Consider the following 21,304-nt stretch of genomic DNA (forward strand, 5'->3'; position numbering starts at 1 on the left):
TGCTTTTTTTATTTCATCTGAATATCAAGCGGAGAATTATTCCCACTCAATCGTCGCAGGTGGCTTGCTCGATACATCATAAGTCACGCGTGAAACTTCAGCGATTTCATTCATAATGCGATTCGATACCTTCTCAATCAAATCATATGGCAGATGCGCAAAGCGCGCAGTCATAAAATCCACAGTCTCAACCGCACGTAGCGCAATCACCCACGCATAGCGGCGACCATCACCGACCACGCCGACTGATTTAATCGGTTGGAATACCGCAAACGCTTGCGCAGTCTTCTCATACCAGCCTGAACGCTCAAGCTCTTCCATAAAGATAGCATCGGCTGAGCGCAGGATATCGGCAAACTCTTTGGTGACTTCGCCCAAGATACGCACGCCCAAACCCGGTCCTGGGAACGGATGACGGTTGATCATCTTCGCAGGTAAACCAAGGGTAATACCCAATTTACGCACTTCATCTTTAAACAAATCACGCAACGGCTCAACCAATTCAAACGCCAAATCATCTGGCAAACCACCAACGTTATGATGACTCTTAATGACGTGCGCTTTACCTTGATGCGATTTAGCTGATTCAATCACGTCTGGATAAATCGTACCTTGCGCTAAGAATTCGATGACTTTACCATCGCTCTGCTCGCTCACTTCACGGGCACTATTAGCGAATACATCAATAAAGGTTTTACCGATGATTTTGCGCTTGGCTTCAGGATCAGACTCGCCAGCCAATGCGGTTAAGAATAGCTCTTCCGCATCAACACGAATGACTTTTACGCCCATATTTTCTGCGAAGATTTGCATCACTTGGTCGCCTTCGTGCAAACGCAAGAGACCAGTATCGACAAACACACAAGTTAATTGGTCGCCAATCGCTTTATGCAACAATGCTGCGACAACTGAGCTGTCTACACCACCTGAAAGACCGAGCAATACTTGCTTATCACCGATTTGCTTTTTCAGTTGCTCGATACGCATATCGATGATGTTATCAGGCGTCCAGCTACCCGCGCAGTCACAGATTTGATGGACAAAACGTCCTAGCAATGCCTGACCTTGTGCAGTATGCGTCACTTCAGGATGGAACTGTAGCCCATAATAGTGGCGCGAATCATCTGCCATGATCGCAATCGGGCAGCTTGGCGTGCTGGCAACGATATCGAAACCTTGTGGGGCATCCACCACTTTATCGCCATGACTCATCCACACATTTAGCTTCGCTGCTGCGTCTTCGATACCATCAGTCAGCGTTGATTTGCCATCGATATTGATGGTTGCTGCGCCAAATTCATGGATATCACTAGCATGAACTTTACCACCGAAGCGATCTGCCATCGCTTGCATACCATAGCAGATACCCAATACTGGTACGCCTAGATCAAATACGGCATCATTGATGCGTGGGCTGTCATCTGCGTGGACGCTCTCAGGACCGCCAGATAAGATAACGCCTTTTGCGCCAAAATCGATAATGCGCTGAGTGTCGATATCATAAGGAAACATCTCACAGAATACGCCTGAATCACGGACACGGCGGGCGATAAGCTGGCTGTACTGTGAGCCAAAATCGAGAATTAAGATGCGATCTTCTTTAATAGTAGGAACGTTGGCAGCAGTTGTCATAACGTAGTGTCCATCAATAAATAAATTGGTGCGCTATTTTAACAAGTTTCACGAATGTAGTGGCGGTTAGATATGCGTTTATTATTGTCTATTTTTGAATTATTCTACTAATGTTTAGCATATATCAAATAAGCAGATCATTTGTGATATGCTAATTCGATAAAGAATAATATCCTCATTGCCTGATTATGGACAATGAGATAGCCACAGTAGCGACACTCAAACCGTGATTATAAATAGATAGGTTAAATTTACTATGAGCAAAATTAAATCCTTTATGCGTAAAACGTCTAAAACTGCCTCTATCTCAACGACCTCTCCTATTGATAATACTAGTTTAGATACGCTCTCCAAAATAGATACGTCCGTCACTACACCTGCCAACACACCTATAGAACAAACGCGCTGGAATGGTTGGGGCAATGTCAGTATCAATAAAAAAGTCTCGCCACATGGCGCAAAACTGATCAAATCCCATATCGGTAAAACTAAAAAACTGTCTTCTGTCAGCTTACAAAAGGTGCTCAAAACCGTTCCAAAATCACGCTTACCTGCTGCTATGATTGAGCTTGATACTGTATCTGTCGATAACGAAGTAAGACTAAGACACGCCCGTGGTCAAAGCTTTCCGGATTGGATAGCCATGCACGGCGGCGACTTTGAGGTTTTTCCTGATGGCGTGGCGCATCCGCAATCAACCGCTGATGTCGAAACCTTATTAAAACTAGCCAGCGAGTACGACCTGATCGTCATTCCTTTTGGCGGTGGTACCTCAGTCGCTGGTCATATCAATCCGCAAAAGGGTTCACGCCCTGTATTGACTATCGCTATGAGTAGGATGGATCAGCTGATTGACTTGGATATAGAGAGCCAAATTGCTACTTTTGGCGCAGGGACACAAGGTCCAGCAGTCGAGGCGCAATTAAATGCTCACGGTTACCGTTTGGGACATTATCCGCAGTCGTGGGAATTATCGACGCTTGGCGGCTGGATTGCAGCACGCTCTAGCGGTCAGCAGTCTTTAGGTTACGGACGTATCGAGCAGATGTTTGCTGGTGGTACTTTGGTCACGCCGCAGGGGGTACTCAATATCGCTGATATTCCAGCGTCAGCAGCAGGGCCTGATCTGCGTGAAATGATGTTGGGTACTGAAGGCCGCGCCGGTATTTTTACCGAAGTTAAAATGCGCGTGCAGTCGCAACCGGAAGAAGAGCTCTTTAAGGTGGTGTTTTTACCCAATTGGGAAGCGGGTAAAGAAGTGCTTAGACAAGCCGTGCAGAGTAATATTCGCTTATCCATGCTGCGTCTGAGCAATGCGGTCGAGACTGATGCTCACCTACATTTGGGCACGTCACCAAGTCAATTTTTAGCCATTAATACCTATCTAAAAGCTCGCGGATTAGGTTCACAAAAAGTCATGCTGACTTATGGCGTATCAGGTGATAAAGCACAGAATGCGCTGGCACTGACGCAGTTCAAAAATCTATTAAAGCAGCATGGGGGTATCAGTGGCAAGCTTGCCAATCTGATGGGTAAGATATGGTCACATGGGCGTTTTAAATTTCCATATTTGCGCGGTACTTTGTGGGAGAAAGGCATCATGGTGGATACCTTTGAGACCGCGACCAATTGGCATAATATCGACGAGCAAATGCAGCAGATGCAAGCAGCGGTGCAAACTGCACTGGCAGACGAAGGCGAAGCCGTGATGGCATTTACGCATATCTCACACGTTTATAAGCAAGGTGCTAGCCTTTATACCACCTACTTCTTTAGAGCGGCTAGAGATCACACCAGTACCTTAAGTCGCTGGCAAAAAATCAAGCATGCTGCCAGCTCAAGTCTGGCAAATGGCAAAGCGACAATATCGCACCAGCATGGTGTCGGCCGTGACCATGCCCCTTACCTCACTGCTGAAAAGGGTAAGCTAGGTATTCAGGTTACCCGTGATATGCTTAAAAGTCTGGACCCTGAGCAGCGTATGAATCCGGGTGTTTTGATTGAATAATAACTTTACTCAAAAACCTTGTTTATAGTTAGTTTGGTTTAAGAGCGTTACAGCGCGGCTGGCATTGATTTTTCGCAGCCTCTGTCGGCGTAGGCACAGCACGCAAGGAAAATTAATACCAGTCGCGCATTATAATATAGTGTATTTATTTTATTTAGTAACGACTATGAATTAGATTATTTGGATAACATACATAGTTGAAATTAAATAACAATTAAAATGAGTCGTCTATGAACCGAGCTAATCAACATCAACAACGCCAGCAAGCATTAGCACCACTGTCTCGTTCTGAACCATGGGATATGCTCATCATCGGTGGCGGGATCACTGGTGCTGGTATTGCTCGCGAAGCAGCAAGGCGCGGCTTAGCAGTCCTATTAATTGAGCAAAAAGACTTCGCTTGGGGCACCTCCAGCCGCTCAAGCAAAATGGTACATGGCGGGCTACGTTACATTGCCTCGGGCGATTTCAAGACGACACTGCACAGCGTACGCGAGCGTGAACGCATGCTGAATGAAGCGAGTGGTCTCGTTAATGAGATGCACTATGTCATGCCTCATTACAAAGGCAAGTTTCCACCGCCATGGATATTTAATAATCTGCTTAGGGTATATGATAAGCTCGCGGGTAAGCACTACTTTAAGTACTTTGAAAAAGACGCCTTTCTTAGCCTTAACCCTCATATTAAACAAGATAAGTTTTTGGGTGCCAGTCAATTTAGTGATGCTGTGACCGATGACTCACGGCTCGTGATGCGGGTATTGGACGAAGCTATTCATGATGGTGCGCACGCGATTAACTATCTTAAAGCAGAATCACTCATAACCACTGAACAAGGCTTAGTGGTGGGGGCTACTCTAAAAGACACCTCGCCTCAACATAGCACCCATACTTACGACGTTCAGGCCAAAGTCGTGGTCAGTGCCACGGGTGCTTGGGCAGATACGTTACGGATGCAAGCCAGTCAGCAAACGGAACAAACCTTTCATAAGCAAATTCGTCCATCGCGTGGCAGTCATTTGGTGGTTAGTCAAGAGCGCCTACCGCTCAATCAAGCGTATACCTTTTTGCATCCTGTCGATAAAAGAGCAATCTTTGTCTTTCCGTGGGAGAACCGAACCGTTCTTGGTACTACAGATTTGGACCATCCACCCTTAGATGATACAGAAGTCGGCATTACCAATGCTGAGGTGGACTATCTGTTGACCGCGACCAACGATCTTTTTGATGATGTAGATATTAGCCGCAAGGATGTCATCAGCTCATGGGCAGGCGTGCGTCCACTGATTTCTGATGGCAATGATGGTAAGCGCGTCAGTCCTAGTAAGGAAAAACGCGATCATAGCGTCTGGTTGGATAATAATCTGGTCACTGTAAGCGGTGGCAAATTAACCACCTTTCGCCTAATCGCCCTTGATGTGCTAAAAGTCTGTCAAAAGGTACTCGAACTCGATGAATCAGCTACTCAAGATAATGTGTTATATAGTAGCCAAGTTTTTAGCAAGCAAACCTCAATCAATCCTAAATTTACTGCCCTGCCGCTACCATTACAACAGCGCTTAAAAGGTTTTTATGGCCTACAGCTCGATACTTTGTTAGAGCTGGCTCATGATGATGACTTGGCTTATGTGACCGATAGCAACACTATTTGGGCGGAGATTCGCTTTGCTGCTCGCTATGAGCAGGTTATTCATTTAGATGATTTATTACTACGACGCACGCGCTTGGGTCTTATATTGCCCAATGGTGCGATGACCCCGCTAATCAGTCAGCGAGTCAAGCAAATATGTCAGCAGGAGCTAGGCTGGGATGAGCAAAAATGGCAGCAAGAGGCTGACCGTTATCAAGCCTTATGGCAACGCTACTATTATCTGCCTGCGGCTTAGCGCTTTTTTATATCCTAATTTATCTATACTAAACACATTGTTGAAAAGATATGGCGGAACTGGGATGAATTTTTTCAGCCTCTGTCGGCGTAGGCACAGCAAGCTAGAAAAATTAATACCCGTTCCGCTTGATACTCTAAGTTAGCTTCAACCTATATTCCCACATAGTTAAGGATGACTATGACCGACAACTTTGATGCGCCTATTTATTTCTTAGCCATCGATAATGGCACCCAAAGTGTAAGAGCGCTTATCTTTGATCAATTCGGCACCGAGATAGCCAAAGCACGCGTTCCTATCGAGCCGTACTTCTCTAAGCAGCCTAATTTTGCCGAGCAGCATGCCGACTATTATTGGCAAAAATTAAGCGAGGCCTGTCAGCAGTTGTGGCAAAATTGCGATATCACGCCAGCGCAAATTGCCGGCGTCAGTCTCGCCACCCAGCGCTATACCATGATATGTTTGGACAAGGATAAACAACCGCTACGTCCAGCCATTGTATGGATGGATTTGCGTCGCGGCGAGAACAATGACATAGGCTTTCTAGGTCCACTCACCAAAGTCATCGGTATGGGCGATCTGGTACAAGAGGCACAGCAAAAAGCACGCTGTAATTGGCTTGCGCATCATGAGTCGGAAATATGGGAGAAAACAGCCTATTATGTCAATTTATCAGCGTACCTCACCTATCAGCTCACAGGCGAGATTGCCGACTCTACTGGTCATGCCTTAGGCTACCTGCCTTACGATTACAAAGCGCAAGCATGGTTTAAGCCAAACAACATCAAATGGCGACTGTTCAGTTGTCGACTAGAGCAAATGCCTAGACTCATTGCACCGGGGCAGCTACTTGGTCATATTACCGCTCACGCTGCCGCCGCTACTGGTATTCTTGAAGGCACGCCAATGATTGCTGCCGCCAGTGATAAAGCTTGCGAAGCGTTGGGTTCCGCCGGACTTGCCGCCGATACCGCCTGCTTAAGCTTTGGCACTACTGCGACTATCAATACCACGTCGAGCCGTTATATTGAGATACTCAAGCACATGCCCGCTTATACTGCCGCCGCGCCAAATTACTACAATCATGAGTATATGATTTATCGCGGCTTTTGGATGGTTAGCTGGTTTAAAGAGCAATTTGCCCAGTATGAAGAGCAACTGGCAAAAACGCAGGGTGTTGATACTGAAAAACTACTCGACAAGGCAGTCAAAGACATTCCAGCAGGCTGTATGGGTTTGATGATGCAGCCGTACTGGTCGCCCGGTGTTCGTCATCCGGGTCTTGAAGGCAAAGGTGCGCTTATTGGTTTTGGTGATGTACATACGCGAGCGCATGTCTACCGCGCTATTTTAGAAGGGCTGGCTTATGAGCTAAAGCTTGGTTTTGATACCATTGAGAAGCGTACAGGCAAAGCCATTAAACATCTGCGTGTGTCTGGCGGTGGTTCCCAAAGTGACTCAGCGATGCAACTGACGGCAGATATCTTCGGTATGCCCGCTTATCGACCGCATACTTATGAAGCCTCAGGCTTAGGCGCTGCTATCAATTGTGCGGTGGGACTTGGCGTTTATCCCGACCATTTAACCGCAACTCAGGCCATGACCCATTTGGGTGATGGATTCTTACCTATCGAAGCCAATGTCCAGCTCTACAAACGCCTTTATAATGAGGTTTATCTCAAAATGTATGAGCGCTTAAAACCTTTATATCAAAGCATTCAAGATATTACAGGTTATCCAGCTAAGTAATACAGTCAGTTCAATATAAAAGAGGCATGTTAAAAATAGCGTTATGCTGGGATAAACTTTCCTCGCTTGCTGTGCACTTCGCACTCCAGAGGCTTCGCAAAATTTATCCCAGCAGCACCGTATTCTTTTTAAATTGAATCGACTATATTAAAAACATCGCTATTTAATGCTGTTTGCATACGGCTTAGCCCTTCTATCAGCAGCGCTTTAGGACACGCCACATTAAGGCGCATTTTAAGATGGCCTTCACCACCATATTTAATCCCTGCACTCAGCTCAACCTTAGCAGCTCTCAATTTGTCATAAAGCATTTGATCGTCTTGCGCATATGCCGAACAATCTAGCCAAATCAAATACGAAGCTTCTGGACGCATCACCTTAATCTTAGGTAAATGCTCTTCTAAAAATTGCAGGGTTAAGTCAATATTGGCTTCGATATAAGTCAGCGCCTGCGCCAACCACTCGTCACCTTGCTCATAAGCACTACGCATCGCTGTATAAGCAAATAAGTTTAGCTCATGCTCGTCACTTAAACGCTGCTGCTGGTTAATTTTACTCAGTAATGCGCTGTCTTTAGCAAATATCATCGAGCCTTTGATACCGGCAATATTAAAGGTTTTGGTCATCGAAGTTAGGCTGACTACTTTGTGCTCGTAGCCTGTTGCTAGGGTTAAAAAAGGCGTGAATGTATGCCCACTCAAAGTTAAATCTTGATGAATCTCATCACTCACAATCGCCACATCGTGCTTTTTGCAGATGAAAAGCAGCGCTTCAAGCTCATCCGCTGTCCATACCCGCCCGCCCGGATTATGCGGATTGCAGAACAAATACAGCTTAACTTTATGCTCGACAATTTTGGCTTCGATATCGACTAAATCCAGATGATATCGTCCCTCAACCTCCTGTAATGCAGAAGTCACCAGCTTACGATCATTGTCTAAAACCTTGGTCATAAAAGGCGTATAGATAGGGTTATTGATGAGTACCGCATCCCCTGCCTCAGTAAATACTTGTATCATCAGCACCAAACTTGGCACGACACCCGGAGAAAACAGGATATCCTGCTTATCCAGCCACAAGTCATAACGACTGCCATGCCAGTCGATAATCGCTTGATACAATGGCTCGGTCGGCACGGTGTAACCCAATATGCCATGCTGCGTTACTTGTTCAATCGCCTTTAAAATAGGCTGGACGGTCTTAAAGTCCATATCCGCGACCCATAGCGGAATCGTGTCATCGGTATAATGCCATTTAAACGACCCCGTATCACGTCTGTCTATTATTTGATCAAAGTTGTACAGCACCAGCATTCCCCTTTACGATTGCTTTATATTATAACTGTTCATCCGTCGGCTTAAATGATATTTAAAAAAATAACATCATCATTATTTGAATAATGGCTAAAAATTAGTGTTACATTAATGTTGCGGACTCTACATATGATCAAGTTATTTATGCCAAAGTACGCTGATATTGCAAGGATTGTGATCTATCAGCTTTTACCCAAACCCCCTACTAAGCCAAGATGGCTTGTCTAAAAGGATTTAGCATGATGAGAATGGACTTTTTACCAAACTTAGCACTCAAAACGTGTGCCCTTACTTTAGCCATCGCTGCCACCGCTTCATGCACGACTATGGCAACAGGCGCTGACTATCAAACGTCAAATGCACAAACCACCGCAAACACTACTGCCCTCGCTCTTGGCAATACAGCCACTGCTGGCGGCAGCAATGATACCGTTGCAATCGGTAATATGGCCAATGCAGGACTTAATTCTGCTACGGCTGTCGGCGGTCAAGCCAATGCCGCAGGTCTAGGCTCAACCTCTATCGGTTGGCAATCAAAAGCCACTGCCGAACGCGCGCAAGCCTTTGGTCATCTCGCCAATGCTGGCGGTGTTCGCTCTACCGCAGTCGGTGAAGCCGCTATGGCTGGTGGCAGCAATGATACCGTTGCCGTCGGTAATAAAGCCAATGCAGGTCTAAACTCCGCAACCGCTGTCGGCGGCGAAGCCAATGCCGTAGGTTTAGGCTCAACCTCTATCGGTTGGCAGTCAAAAGCCACTGCTGAACGGGCGCAAGCATTCGGTCATATAGCCAATGCTAGTGGCGTACGCTCTACCGCAGTTGGTGAAGCGGCTGCCGCACAAGGTGCAAACTCGGTAGCGTTAGGCAATAAATCTATGGCTGGCGGCATGAATAGCATCGCTATCGGTAACGGAGCAATGGCGACGAAAAACAATCAAGTCGTCTTAGGTAATGCTGGACAAGTGCAGTCCAGTACTGCGTCTCAGTCAGGTACGGTCAGAATCGTCACTATCGATGACAATGGTACTTTAGGTACTATGATGGTTGATTACTATAAAAAATCAGCTAAATAATAGTAATCAATCAGAGCCAAGCTGCTAACGCTGGTGCAATTATCACCAGCTATACTCAATAAGATAATAAGACCTCGCGATTGCGAGGTTTTTGCTATTTGAGATTACGGTACTAGGTTTAGGGGTTTGGCTTGGGGCTTTAGATGGTTTGGGAATAGTTTAGAATTTGCGGATTAGAAGGTAAAACCGTTGCAGTAATAAGGGGAGCCAATCCTGCCATTCGCTATTATCTGCTTATCTAGGTGTGAGGATGGATCAAGCGAAGTACTGCTTCGCCCTGACGCAAGAGAAAATCTATGATTTTCTGTGGCTAGGTTTGGTCACGAGACTGCCCCAAAACCTAGCCTTCGCAACACGCCTATTCAAGCAGGATAGCCTTAAGAAACTCTCATTTAAGAGAGTTTCACTTGCAAGCCTAAAATTGCAGTGCAATTTTTTTACGGCTCTCATATCAGGGCTAAAACGCGCCTTCGTGGCAAGCTCTAAAATTGAGACTAACTATCGCGTTTTTTTGAAACCCTTAGTAGCTAATATTCAAGTCAACTTTGGTTCTCTTTGCTACAATAGATTGAATAATAAATCAGCTGCAAACTTATAACAGCTCAACAGAACATAAATTTATGACTTTATAATTAAAATCAGTAAAAATTAAGGAATCTTAGTGTCATTAAATATCCCGAATAGAATGAAAGAAAGACTAGAACAAGATTCTGGTATCAACTCTTTTACTTTAACAAGCGTAAACAATCTTAAACCTTGGCTAGATGCAAATACAACAGTGTTTTTTCCTGAGTACACTGATCATAGTTTCATACATTTGAATGAAGTCTTAGCGACAGCTGAAAGTATTATTACAGATGAAAGCTGGGATACCATAACACCCGAAGACGTATCAGCAATGATAATTTCCGTCTTACTTCATGATTGCGCAATGCATATTACAGAAGATGGGTTCTATTCTCTGATAACAGATACTTATCCTTCAATTAAATCTCAATATTTTAGTACCGATCCTAAATGGAGTGAGATGTGGTCTGACTATATCGCAGAAGCTAAACGTTTTAACTCTGATAAGCTCAAGTCTATTTTCAATGACTCTAAACCTGTCAGTGATATTCCAGATAATAAAATAGATCTTACGACTAGAGATAAACTATTGATTGGTGAGTTTATTAGAAGGCATCATGCTCGAATAGCACACGAGATCGTGTTTAATGGTGTACCAGGAACTGATGGAAAAACTCTCAAGCTAGCGGAAGAACCAAGACGACATTTTTTAGATTTGTGTGGGTTCATTGCTAAAAGTCATAATATATCTCTAAGGCAAGCCGTAGATGCTCTTAATACAAAGAAGAAAAGAGAGCATCTTGGTTGCCACGTTCCATTCTTGATGTCCGTATTACGTATCTCGGACTATATTCAGGTACAAGCAACTAGAGCGCCTTCTCAACTATTAAATGTTAAATCGTTGATTAGCCCTATATCAAAAGGTGAGTGGAAAAAGCATGATGCTATTCTCGAAATCAATCATGCCGATGAAGATCCAGAAGCTTTATTTATAGATGCTGAACCTCAAGATGCGATTCTTTTCGAAGACTTGAGATGGCTTTTCACTGACATCCAAAGAGAGCTGGATGAGGTTTGGGCTGTGCTGGGCGAGGTTTATGGAAGGTACGATAAGATGGCTAATCTAGGTATCAATATTCGTCGCCTACGCTCTTCATTAGATGATATCAATGAATATACTAGAAATAAAAAACCTGAATTTATCCCTAAGGTTCTCAAATTTCGAACTGCTGATTCTGAAATGATGGAACTACTTATTGCACCTTTATATGGGAACAAACCAGAAATTGGTATTAGAGAATTAGTACAAAATTCAGTAGATGCCTGTTTAGAGCTTGAAGATATAAGCAAAAAACAGCAAAAAATTGTCATCGAAAAACCTGAAGACTTTGATGTATGCGTTTCAGTAATTGAGCATGGAGATTATGGTGAAGTAATTGTAGAGGATTACGGTGTAGGCATGACACTTGATATTATCGAAAACTATTTCTTAAATATCGGTGCTTCCTTTAGAAATAGTGATAGATGGAAAAAAACTCATGAAACTGAAGGTAGCTCTGATATTCACCGTACAGGAAGATTTGGTATCGGATTGTTAGCAGCCTACCTATTGGGTGATGAATTAGAGGTTGAAACCAGACACATAAGCTGTCCAGAAAATAAAGGTTTGAAGTTTCGATGCAGTCGAGGAAGTAAGTCTGTCACTATATCTCATACTGATTGTCACGTAGGTACTAAGGTATCTATTAAGACAAGTAAAAATATTGTTTGTAATTTAAGCAAAAATCCAAAATCTTGGGATTGGTACTGTTTATCAGTGCCTAAAGTAAAGAGAAGTTTAATTAAGGTTAATGATTCTAATGAGAAACATACAAAGTTCTTGGAACAAAATATAGTTGTTCCACAATCTAGAAGTAATTTACAAGGTACTAACTGGTTTAGAGTTGAAACTGAAGGACTTGACGATGTAGTTTGGTCATACGAAGGTTTTGAAACTAAAGATAGTGAATATCATTCAAACAAATATTTCTCAGTATTAGTGTGCAATGGTATATTTATCAATTCAGTTAAATACAATAGCAACATAAAATTCCTCTGGGATAGAGGAAATCAAATACTTACTCCAGAAGATCCAACTGTAGTAGTTTATGACCAAGACGGGCAAGTACCGCTTGATATACAAAGAAATAGCCTTACTTACTCTAACGCAAGTTTTATAAGCAAAGTAAGTAAAGATGTAACAAAGAAACTCATAGAGAATTTCTTTGAAAGCTTTAGTAAAACAGACTTTATTAGCATCGAAAATACTATCAAGAAAACTTTAATTTTGAGAAAGTTGAACTGGGAAATTGGTAGACATAAAGATAGCTACATTAGTGCTTTTTTGTTTTCAAGACAAGGTATATCTCTAGTAGATAAGCAAACTATAGTGAAATCCAAGCCAACTTCAATTCAAATCAAATCATTCCATTTCATGATACTCCTACTATAGAAAAAAAGCTTTTAAACGGTTTTTACACTGACTTCTCATTTGTTAAAGTTTCTGGCGATACTAAAACTGGTAGGCTAGATTGGGTTAGAAACTACTTTGAGTTTTCAAGTACAAATCACTATAGAGCCTTATATGGAAACTTCCTTTTAAAATTCTTGTCTGGTTCAAGGCTATTTATACGTATTGACGATTATGAAGAAATATGTAAACCAACATTTTTACCCAAACGTTTTCAGAACAAATTAGATATTATCTGGGAAAATAGTGATTGGTACATTTTAGAAAATAAAATTTCAAACGAATTGCCCGGGTTATTCAAACCAGAAGAAGTAATAAGCTTTTTGGAACAAGAAAAGCTAGTAGGTACTATCGCACACTACTTTGATTGGGATAACGTAGATCCAGATATATTAATAGAGAAAAAAGAAGTCGGATATTCCATAGTTGACACATGGTTAGAACTAAATAACGGAAAAGCTTATTTTAAAGTTTAAAATAAGCTTTATAACTATGTTTAAAACTAACGCCCCTTAAACTCAGCCTCACGTCTCTCAACCATCGCCATCGCACCCTCTTTGGCATCTTCTGAATGAAAGAGCGGTGGCAGATAACTATGGATATTGGCTAATGCAGTCGCAGCCCCATTACGACTGGCATCTTGCGCTGATGACAATAACCCTTGCACCCCAAGCGGTGCAGCGTTGCAAATTTCTTGGGCGATAGTTAGCGCGCGCTCGTATTCTTCTCCATTTGCCACCACTTCGCTGACCAAATTCAGTCTATCAGCCGTTTGCGCATCAAACGCTTTACCAGTGAGTAAATAAGGCATAGCTTTTTGCCAACCAGCAGCAGCGACAAAGCGTACGGTTGCGCCGCCAAAGGGCATGATGCCGCGCTGGACTTCCATTTGTGCAAAGTTGCAGTTATCACTTGCGATGACGACATCACTATTGAGCATCAGCTCAATCCCAGCGGTAAAGCACGTGCCTTGTACTGCGACGACAACGGGCTTACTGCGCAATTTTCCACCGATACCCCAAGGATCGATTTCGTCAGCAGTAAACTCAAACGCGCCTTTATCCCATTTATCTTGTAGCTCCATCAAATCAAGCCCTGCAGTGAAGTGCTCACCGTGAGCGAATATCAGCGCACAGCGAAGATTGGCATCATTTTCGTATTGAGTGAGTGCCTCAGATAATTGCTTAATCATATGACTGTCAAAGGCATTACGTTTATCAGCGCGATTGAGCCCGATCAAGCAGATGTAATCTTGAGTTTCATAAGTAATGCGAGTGTCATTGCTAGTAGAATTACTATTATTACTTTCCGTAGTCATATTTTTATCCTTATTAGAGCGATCGTTTTATGGTTTGTCACATGGCGAATTAACACTGCTAAAAATCATGTAACTTACTTTCAATATAGACATACGCTACGTGCAACGCAAGCAACGTTTTAGCATGAGCATCAATAGCTGGTATCAATATCAGTTGACCTCATTTACGCTAATGTGCAACTATTATCCAACTCAAGACATGACTCAGAGCATTTTATGGAATTTTGGCACGGTTTTTTGCTTATCACCAGCGTCCATTTACTCGCTGCCGCCTCTCCGGGTCCTGATTTTGTATTGGTCTCGCAGCAAACCTTGGCAAAAGGTAGACGCACGGGTTTGATTTGTAGCCTTGGTATTACTTTAGGTCTTGCGATACACATCACTTATTCGGTGCTAGGACTGGCGACGGTAATTGCCCATTCGCAGCCATTACTTACTGCTATTAAATGGTTAGGTGGCAGTTATCTTATTTATTTAGGTTGGCAAGGCATTCAAGCCAAACCGAAAAAAGCATCAGATTTAGAAAATTCAGCAGAGCCAACAACTTCAGGCGCTCACGTTTCGCACGATATACTTTCTAAGCAAACGACGCTTATTACTCACACAGCGCTTTCTGATAAAACTATTTCTAATAAAAAACCGCCTACTGATACTGAATCGACCGCTTCCATTCTGCGCCGTGGATTTTTTTGTAATGTATTTAATCCAAAAGCGCCAGTATATTTCGTGGCGATATTCACCCTCGTACTCTCACCCGATATACCGCTGTGGCAACTGGCTATTTATGGCCTATGGATGATGGTCTTGCAGATGGCATGGTTTAGTACCGTGGTGATGTTACTGTCTATTCCTGCCGTTCATCGTCGCTTTCAGCGTTTTGAACATTGGATCGACCGCGTATTGGGTACAGCGATGATAATATTGGGATTAAATCTTATTTTACGTAGTCGATAAGACGCTAGTGACTCGTGAAATCTGCTAAAATGGTGCATTATATTCAAACATCAAAGCCCGATACTATGACCAGTAAGCCTATAAACCGTCGCCCGACCGCCAATAATCACAGAAACCGCTCGCCTGAGACTGCCAAAAAATTAGGGCAGCTGCATCCGCGCAATCCGCACCAAGGTCGCTATGACTTTGTGGCATTGACTCGTGCCTTACCAGAGCTTGCCAAGCACACCATTACCAATCCTAAAGGTGAGTCGACGATTAACTTCTCGGACAGCGCCGCCGTGCGAGTCCTTAATCAGGCACTACTAGCAAATTATTATGGCGTGAAATTTTGGGATATTCCTGAAGGCTATCTCTGCCCACCAATCCCTGGTCGTGCCGACTATATCCATTATATCGCTGACCTGCTCGCGCAAACCACGCATGTGAATAAAGACAATACACCGCCAACTGGCAAAGAAATCCACGCCCTAGATATTGGCACGGGTGCCAGTGCGATTTATCCCATTATTGGTAGTCAAAGCTACGGCTGGCGCTTTACCGCCTCTGATATCGACCCTATTTCGGTCAATACCGCCGCGCTGATCTGTGAAACCAATCCAAAGCTAAAAAGTGCTGTTAAAGTCAAACTACAGACCGAACCTAAATTTATTTTTAAAAATATCATCGGTCGCCAAGATTATTTTGATGTGGTGGTCTGTAATCCGCCGTTTCATGCCTCGTTGGAAGAAGCGATGGAAGCCAATAGTCGTAAGCAGCATAATTTACAACGACATCGCGGTAAGAATGAAAATGAACAAATCAGCCGTAGCTCAACAAAGTCTGGCAATGCCGCGCAAAACCTAAACTTTGGTGGTCAGCATAAAGAGCTGTGGTCTGAGGGCGGTGAGATTGCCTTTTTAACCAAAATGGCAAAAGAGAGTCAAGATTTCGCTGAGCATGTTGGCTGGTTTACGACACTGGTATCTAAGTCAGAAAACGTAAAACCTCTGCAATTGCTGTTAAAACAACTTGGTGTCGCTCAAATGCGTATCATCGAGATGAGTCAAGGTCAAAAAAGTACTCGTATACTTGCATGGCGTTTTAACACTGATGAAGAGTAAATACTAGTTAAGATTATAATAATAGTTTCACGTGAAACAAAAAAGCACCCCTTTGATCATCAAAGGGGTGCTTTTTATTGTAGAGAATTAATCCAAATAATGGTGCTTATTAACGGATAAACATAACCTTTATACCAATGGCTATCAATACCAATCCACCAAGTATCTCAGCTTTATCCTCAAGCCACGTTCCAGAAGACTTACCTAAATAGATACCAAAAAAGCCAAATCCAGCGGTGACAATAGCGATAATGAAGCACGCTAACCACGCATTAAGTGCCAGTAAATTTAAAGTAAATCCTGCTGCCATGGCATCAATACTGGTGGCAATAGCCAGTGTAAACATCATGCGATGATTGATTTTTTCTTGCATGTTTCTATCAAAACTGTCTTCTAATACCGCTTCAATCTCACCATTAAAAGCTTCATATAACATCTTAGCGCCAAGCAGAATAAGGATACCACCGCCAATCCATGGTGCAGCAGTCGCTAACCAGCCTAGCAATACTGCGCCCAATAAATAACCTATCAGCGGCATAACGCCTTGTGCGATACCAAAATACAGTGCTGCATAAACCGCTAAACGTAAAACATAAGCGGACGATTGTTTTTGGGACTTAGCACCTAATCCGATTGATACCGCAAACGCATCCATTGCCAATGCTATAGCAAGTAAAATAACTTCGATCATTTCTATATCCATTATTTAAAGCATTTATTCAATTAAGTTTCACGTGAAACAAGCTTAATATTAAAAAACCACCGCATTGGTTGCCAAAGCGGTGGTTTTTTATTGATTCACAATATTATGCCATTTAGATATCTAAATTAGAAACCGTTAACGCATTTTCTTCAATGAAAATACGACGCGGCTCTACATGATCACCCATCAAGCAGGTGAACATATGATCCGCTGCGATAGCATCTTCAATATTGACGCGCAGCATACGGCGGTTTTCAGGATCCATGGTAGTATCCCACAGCTGATCGGCATTCATCTCGCCCAATCCTTTATAGCGCTGGATCGCTAGACCACGACGCGCGTCAAGCATCATTTGCTGCCATAAGTAATCGAAGTCACGTATGAGAATGTCTTTGGTTGTACCCGCTGTTGCGTCACGGCGGATAAAGGCATCTTCATCAAGCAAGGTATTCCATTCAGCTGATAAACGCAGCAGCTTAGTATACTCACCCGAATTGATAAAGCTGGCATCGAGCAAATAATGATGGGCCAACTGATGCACATAGACCGTAATACGTGGCAGCCATTGTGCTTTGGGAGCTACTGCTTCGACCTCAGAGCTATCACTTTCTTCAACGGCAACGACAGGTTTCATACCCAGTAAATCAGCGGCGGCTGCATCCATATTTTTAGGCTGCGGTGCATGGATATTCACCAGCTCAATCTCAGGACTTAAGTCACTACCAAAGTGCTCAAGCTGGGTCTGTAGCGTGTCTTTCCATGCTTGCATTGCATCTTTATCATACGTCATATCAGTACTAAGTTTTGGCGTATGCGTTAGGGCATCTAACAAAACGGCTGGATAACGAATCTGCAAACGGGCTTTAATCAACTGTGTTTGGTTATAATCATTTAGTAGTGTCTCTAACGCTTGACCAGTAATCGCAGGAGCATCAGCACTGATATGCAGCCTAGTATTATCAATCGTTGAAGATAATAAATACGCTTTAAGTGCCTCATCGTCTTTTAGATACAGCTCTTGACGACCTTTTTTGACTTTATAAAGCGGTGGCTGAGCAATATAAATATAACCACGTTCAATCAATTCAGGCGTTTGACGGAAGAAAAAGGTTAATAAAAGGGTACGAATATGTGAACCATCAACGTCCGCATCGGTCATGATGATGATTTTATGATAGCGAACTTTATCAGGATTATATTCATCAGGACCAATACCACAACCAAGCGCAGTAATTAGATTACCGACTTCTTGTGACGATAACATCTTGTCAAAACGCGCGCGCTCAACGTTTAGGATTTTACCTTTTAAAGGCAAAATTGCTTGCGTTTTACGGCTACGACCTTGCTTGGCTGAACCGCCAGCAGAGTCCCCTTCTACAATGTATAGCTCTGATAATGCAGGATCTTTTTCTTGGCAATCTGCCAATTTACCCGGCAGACCTGCGATATCTAATGTGGTCTTACGACGAGTCATCTCACGCGCTTTACGAGCGGCATCACGAGCACGAGCAGCATCAATGATTTTACCGGCAATTAATTTACCAGCGCTTGGATTTTCTTGCAGATAATCATTAAACTTATCGTGCATTGCTGATTCGACGGCAGATTTTACTTCACTTGATACCAACTTATCTTTGGTTTGACTTGAAAACTTAGGATCTGGAACTTTAACAGATACGATAGCCGTTAGACCTTCACGGGCATCATCACCAGTCGCAGCCACTTTCTCTTTTTTGAAAAGATTTTCACGGTCCATATAGGTATTCAAACAACGCGTGAGTGCTGAGCGGAAGCCAGATAAATGCGTGCCGCCATCACGTTGTGGAATGTTATTGGTAAAACAAAACACCTTTTCGTTATAAGTATCTGTCCACTGCAACGCCACTTCGACACTGATACCATCATCTTGATTACTGATAAAATGGAACACATCATTGATGCCATCTTTACCAGCATTAATATAGCTGACAAACTCTGACAATCCACCTTTGTGTTCAAACTCATGACGCTTATCAATACGTTCATCAGTCAAAACAATACGTACGCCTGAGTTCAAAAATGACAGCTCACGTAAACGCTTGGCTAAAATATCATATTCAAAAATAGTACCGGTAAATACGTCATTGCTAGGGTAAAAACGGATTTGTGTGCCAGTTTGATCTGTCGCTTCCATTTGCTGAATATCGCCATCAGGCACACCATCAGTATAAGTCTGATGATAATGATAACCTTCACGCCAGATATTCATCTCAAGCTTTTTGGATAATGCATTAACGACTGAAACGCCAACGCCATGTAGACCGCCAGAGACTTTATAGCTATTATCATCAAACTTACCACCAGCATGCAGTACCGTCATAATAACCTGTGCGGCAGACACACCTTCTTCTGGATGAATGTCAACAGGGACACCGCGACCATTATCCATCACGCTGACAGATTCATCTTCGTGGATAATGATATCAATTTGATCACAATGACCAGCAAGCGCTTCATCGATAGAGTTATCCACCACCTCAAAGACCATATGATGCAAGCCAGTACCATCATCGGTATCACCAATATACATACCAGGACGCACGCGCACCGCTTCTAGTCCGCGCAGTACTCGGATGTCTTTCGAGCTGTAATCAGAGGGTAATACCTCAGGAGCGACAGCGGCGGCAATAGTCTCAACTGCGCTGTCTGACGTTAATTGCTGGTGGTTGGTAGGTAATGAGTCACTCATGTGCATTCCTTGATCTAGCCATTATCAGCTGTTTATCATCAGCTCACCACAGTGGTGATACTTAATGATGCTATCTATAATATCGTTTTGTAGTCATATTCTGTCTTTATTAAGGTTGGCCCAAGCTTTTTAGAAAATAATATAGAGGCAAAAAACCAGATTGAAAAATATGTCAGGTCTGCATACTCTATTTGATCCATACTGCGATTATTCTTAAAACTATGAAGTTTAAAAATATTGAATCAAATTCATTGTTATCAACAACTTAAGTCCTTACAACCAATAATAAAAATCCATATAAAACGGTAAGATAACTTGCTAAGAATAGGACAAAAATAAAGCTCTATTTTAGCATTTTTTTGCCTGTAAGTCACTGTTTAGGGAACGATTTCTAAGTAGCAGAATGCGGTATAAGATGAGGGTGAAATATGCAAGAGGACGGGCGCTTAAGGACATAAAATAAGGCTTAATAACGCAGATATCAATACCCTAATAAAAGCTACTGAGCTGGTAAAATACCTCCTTGTTTCATGTGAAACACTTGAGATTTTTCCCAATATTCATGTACTAAAGGTAAAATACTGTCTGTCAAACTGGTCACAAATACCTGACATGGTAGCTGTGCTAATATTGATAATAAAATCTCTATCGCCTTATTATCTAGCTCTGCGGTAATATCATCTAGTAATACCACTGGTGTAGCACTTAATTTAGCGTCACTGTTATATAGCTCGCTATTAGTTTTAGCATTAAGCAACAATGGTAATTGTGATAAACGCAATGCCGTAATCAATAGTTTTTTCTCTCCACGAGATAAAATATTAGCTGCTTGCTCTTTTAAAATAGGCAGTTTAACAGTCGAATCCGCTGATAAAGGTGAGTTTAGATTCTCATCAGCTATCTGTCTTGAGCCTATCGAGCGCCAATGCACGTGAATATCAGCACGATGGTTACCAATACGGGTATAACCCAACTGCAAATCCTGCTCTAGGCGTTCATTAAGCTGTATGTCGAGCGCTATACCAGTATCGTAGCCCGCATTGTAACTTAAGCTTAACTGCTCAGCATAAGCAGGCAATAACTGTGCAATGCTCTTAGAAAAATAAGGCTGCCAAGCTTCAAATATAGCTTGACGGTAGTGATGAATCAGCGCTGCATGACTGGAAAGCCCTTTATCCCAAGCCTTAAGCTCAGCAAGCTGAACCTGAGTCAAATGACGCCGTTGCTTTAACAAACTATTGCGCTGTTTTAGAAGACGTTGATAAGCAACCCACTGGGAATGGAAGCCTTGTTTCATGTGAAACACTAACCAATCCAATAACTGGCGACGACTGGCACTACCCTGCTCTAGCATGTCCATCGTTGATGGATCTATAAGCAATGTTGGTAGCTGCTCGGTCAAGATGCTTTGGTTGTAAACGGTGGTTTGATTTAAACGCAGAATAGTCGTTGCATCTGCTTTCTTTTGGATAGCTAAGGTACGGCTGTCATTGAGATTAGCATGTATAGTGGCAGACTCTTGATAATGTTGGATATAGCGTTTAGGCTGATGATGACGGAAACTTTTGCCTCTTGATAACAAGAATATAGCTTCAAGTAACGAGGTTTTACCACTGCCATTAGCGCCGATAATAACATTACAAGCTGCAGGCGATAAATTGATGTGCGTTAAATTGCGCAAGTGAGAGATTTGTAGACGTTCAATCATAATACCGACAGCCGCCTATAAATCCTGCTTGTATTTTAGCAGGCAAAAGTTTA

The 21,304-nt window shown here is 42.8% G+C and carries 14 protein-coding genes; 8 read left to right on the forward strand and 6 right to left on the reverse strand.

The window, feature by feature from the left end; genetic code table 11:
• Positions 1-36: 36 nt before the first annotated feature.
• Positions 37-1,632, reverse strand: a complete 1,596-nt coding sequence (guaA, locus tag OEG80_RS12620; RefSeq protein WP_263241117.1) for a glutamine-hydrolyzing GMP synthase — start codon at positions 1,630-1,632, stop codon at positions 37-39.
• 256 nt (positions 1,633-1,888) lie between these two features.
• Here guaA and OEG80_RS12625 point away from each other — a divergent pair, with 256 nt between their 5' ends.
• The 3 genes from OEG80_RS12625 (at position 1,889) to OEG80_RS12635 (ending at position 7,275) form a co-directional block, all read left to right on the forward strand.
• Positions 1,889-3,640, forward strand: coding sequence for an FAD-binding oxidoreductase (locus OEG80_RS12625; protein ID WP_263241118.1), 1,752 nt, complete (start codon positions 1,889-1,891; stop codon positions 3,638-3,640).
• A 230-nt stretch (positions 3,641-3,870) separates the two neighbouring features.
• On the forward strand, positions 3,871-5,526 hold the full coding sequence (locus OEG80_RS12630; protein WP_263241119.1) for a glycerol-3-phosphate dehydrogenase/oxidase: 1,656 nt from the start codon (positions 3,871-3,873) through the stop codon (positions 5,524-5,526).
• Positions 5,527-5,706: 180 nt separating this feature from the next.
• Positions 5,707-7,275 carry an FGGY-family carbohydrate kinase gene (locus OEG80_RS12635; protein WP_263241121.1) on the forward strand — a complete coding sequence of 523 codons (1,569 nt, stop codon included), beginning with the start codon at positions 5,707-5,709 and terminating at the stop codon, positions 7,273-7,275.
• A gap of 128 nt (positions 7,276-7,403) precedes the next feature.
• On the opposite strand, the gene OEG80_RS12640 is transcribed toward OEG80_RS12635, so the two are convergent.
• Positions 7,404-8,588, reverse strand: coding sequence for a MalY/PatB family protein (locus OEG80_RS12640; protein WP_263241122.1), 1,185 nt, complete (start codon positions 8,586-8,588; stop codon positions 7,404-7,406).
• A 239-nt stretch (positions 8,589-8,827) separates the two neighbouring features.
• Between OEG80_RS12640 and OEG80_RS12645 the strand changes: the two genes are divergently transcribed.
• The 3 genes from OEG80_RS12645 (at position 8,828) to OEG80_RS12655 (ending at position 13,213) form a co-directional block, all read left to right on the forward strand.
• Entirely contained in the window at positions 8,828-9,661 is an 834-nt protein-coding gene (locus tag OEG80_RS12645) for a hypothetical protein (RefSeq protein ID WP_263241124.1), read from the forward strand.
• A gap of 661 nt (positions 9,662-10,322) precedes the next feature.
• The gene (locus tag OEG80_RS12650) at positions 10,323-12,719 is read left to right on the forward strand and encodes an HD domain-containing protein (RefSeq protein ID WP_263241125.1); all 2,397 of its coding nucleotides are present in this window, start codon (positions 10,323-10,325) and stop codon (positions 12,717-12,719) included.
• A gap of 155 nt (positions 12,720-12,874) precedes the next feature.
• Complete coding sequence (locus OEG80_RS12655) at positions 12,875-13,213, forward strand: hypothetical protein (protein WP_263241127.1); 339 nt, start codon at positions 12,875-12,877, stop codon at positions 13,211-13,213.
• A 26-nt stretch (positions 13,214-13,239) separates the two neighbouring features.
• On the opposite strand, the gene OEG80_RS12660 is transcribed toward OEG80_RS12655, so the two are convergent.
• Entirely contained in the window at positions 13,240-14,055 is an 816-nt protein-coding gene (locus tag OEG80_RS12660; RefSeq protein ID WP_020442409.1) for a crotonase/enoyl-CoA hydratase family protein, read from the reverse strand.
• 216 nt (positions 14,056-14,271) lie between these two features.
• Between OEG80_RS12660 and OEG80_RS12665 the strand changes: the two genes are divergently transcribed.
• Positions 14,272-15,009: a LysE family translocator gene (locus OEG80_RS12665; protein ID WP_263241129.1), complete on the forward strand. Its 738-nt coding sequence runs from the start codon at positions 14,272-14,274 to the stop codon at positions 15,007-15,009.
• A 65-nt stretch (positions 15,010-15,074) separates the two neighbouring features.
• Complete coding sequence (gene rlmF, locus OEG80_RS12670; protein WP_263241130.1) at positions 15,075-16,112, forward strand: 23S rRNA (adenine(1618)-N(6))-methyltransferase RlmF; 1,038 nt, start codon at positions 15,075-15,077, stop codon at positions 16,110-16,112.
• Between the two features lie 109 nt (positions 16,113-16,221).
• Here rlmF and OEG80_RS12675 read toward each other — a convergent pair whose 3' ends face one another.
• The 3 genes from OEG80_RS12675 to recF form a co-directional block, all read right to left on the reverse strand.
• Positions 16,222-16,803: a manganese efflux pump MntP gene (locus tag OEG80_RS12675; protein WP_263241131.1), complete on the reverse strand. Its 582-nt coding sequence runs from the start codon at positions 16,801-16,803 to the stop codon at positions 16,222-16,224.
• Positions 16,804-16,927: 124 nt separating this feature from the next.
• Positions 16,928-19,543, reverse strand: coding sequence for a DNA topoisomerase (ATP-hydrolyzing) subunit B (gene gyrB, locus OEG80_RS12680; RefSeq protein ID WP_263241132.1), 2,616 nt, complete (start codon positions 19,541-19,543; stop codon positions 16,928-16,930).
• A gap of 499 nt (positions 19,544-20,042) precedes the next feature.
• Entirely contained in the window at positions 20,043-21,251 is a 1,209-nt protein-coding gene (gene recF, locus OEG80_RS12685; protein ID WP_263241134.1) for a DNA replication/repair protein RecF, read from the reverse strand.
• Between the last annotated feature and the right edge of the window lie 53 nt (positions 21,252-21,304).

It is taken from the genome of Psychrobacter sp. SC65A.3 (assembly GCF_025642195.1).
Classification (GTDB): domain Bacteria; phylum Pseudomonadota; class Gammaproteobacteria; order Pseudomonadales; family Moraxellaceae; genus Psychrobacter; species Psychrobacter cryohalolentis.